This is a genomic window from Mesorhizobium sp. M5C.F.Ca.IN.020.29.1.1, from assembly GCF_003997375.1.
GTDB lineage: Bacteria > Pseudomonadota > Alphaproteobacteria > Rhizobiales > Rhizobiaceae > Mesorhizobium > Mesorhizobium wenxiniae.
Genome location: NZ_RZSW01000936.1, coordinates 1 through 1,451 on the forward strand (window position 1 = coordinate 1; position 1,451 = coordinate 1,451).

A 1,451-nucleotide genomic window follows, 5' to 3' on the forward strand; every position below is an offset into this window, starting at 1 on the left:
CCCTTCGGGATCGTCGGCTGGGCGCATCCGCTGACGGCCGCCAATGCAAACCGGACCGCCCTCCCCCATCCCCGACGCTTCGTCCATAAGATCGTATGAACGGCGACGAAGGAGAGGGAGGCCGCGAACCACAGCAGCAGGCCAGGCCAGAGATTCGAGCCGTAGAAATTGGCGACGCCTTGCGGCAGCCCGCGCGATGCGGCCAGGAAGTACGCCGCCGAGACGAGCGCGGCGACGGCGCGGCGGCGCGTCAACGACCATAGCGCCGGAAACAGCATCGCCAGCGGCAGCGTCAGCGGATCGCCACTCCAGGCAACGGCGCCACAGAGCGCCGCCAGCGCGATCAGCACTGCTCCGTGCGCGAGATCACGGCTCAAAGGTGAGGAGCCGACGTGCACGGCCGAGCAGGCCACTGGCAGGGATCGGCCCGAAATATCTCGAATCATAGGAACCTGCGAACTCGGCGTGAAGGAAGAGGAAGCCGGCCGGGACCTCGCCGCCGGCGAAGGGCGTGAGCGCCCTGCCCGCGGCGTCGCTTGGCCGGACATCGGAATGCGAAAGCGGCCGGCCGTCGATCGAGACCTCGGCGCCGATGGCGATCGCCTGGCCTCCCGTCGCGACGACGGTCTTGATCAGCGGACTGAACCATCCCGGGCAGAGGCCCAGGCCGAGATAGAAGCGCTCCCGCGCCATCCGGAACACCGCCGTATCCGGCGGGCAGATGAAGACCAGATCGCCCACCGCCACGGGCCGTTCGAGCGGCTCGATGAGCCACAGGCCGAGCGGATAGCTGCGCGTCAGATTGACACGAATACCCCCGAGCCAGGCGACGCCTGCGAACAGGAAAAGGCCTGCGGCCGCGACCGCAACTAGAACGATGGCGCGGCGCCGCCTCATTGCTTCATCGCCGGCGTTTGCCGCTGCGTCTGGCGCAGGCTCTCCGTCGTCTTCAGGGTCTCAGCGGTGCGTTCGTGGGCGGCGAGCTGCTGTGCCGTCCGCATCACCGGCCAGGCCTCCGCAAGCTTCTGGCGCTCGCGTGGCGTGAGACCCTCGGCTGCCTTGTCGAAGACCTTGCCTGAGGGCTCGCGCGCTGCATTGGTGAGCAGCGTTCGCTCGCCGAACCGCTCCGCGATCGCCTTGTTGAAACCGTCGATCTCGACCTTCACCTCGCGGCTGGAGATCGCGTAACCCAGGGCAGCCGGCAGGTCGTTGCGGTCGATCGCATCGCGCACCCGCTCGAGGACTTGGATCGCGCCAGGCGACAATGCCGGAATGTCGATCGAGAGCCGACGGCGGATAGCGTGCTCCCCGGCCTCGAGCTTCTGCACGGCCGTCTCGCGCAGGCTGAGATAGCGCTGGATGTCGCGTTTCAGCGCCGGGAGATTGAGCTCGGCGGTGCGCCGGTCCTCGCGATCGGCCTTTGCGGCGAGAAGGCCGGTCCTGCCCTTGAG

2 protein-coding genes and 1 pseudogene are annotated in these 1,451 nt (G+C 68.2%); all 3 read right to left on the reverse strand.

The genetic code is table 11. The features are described 5' to 3' along the window. Positions 1–377: pseudogene (locus EOA85_RS35145) on the reverse strand (conjugal transfer protein TraB); the annotation flags it as partial. Next, positions 367–897, reverse strand: coding sequence for a conjugative transfer signal peptidase TraF (gene traF / locus EOA85_RS35150; protein ID WP_127212719.1), 531 nt, complete (start codon positions 895–897; stop codon positions 367–369). The pseudogene EOA85_RS35145 and the gene traF, both read right to left, overlap by 11 nt. After that, positions 894–1,451: BID domain-containing protein (locus EOA85_RS35155; protein WP_164760129.1), on the reverse strand; the 558-nt coding region annotated here is incomplete at its 5' end. The genes traF and EOA85_RS35155, both read right to left, overlap by 4 nt.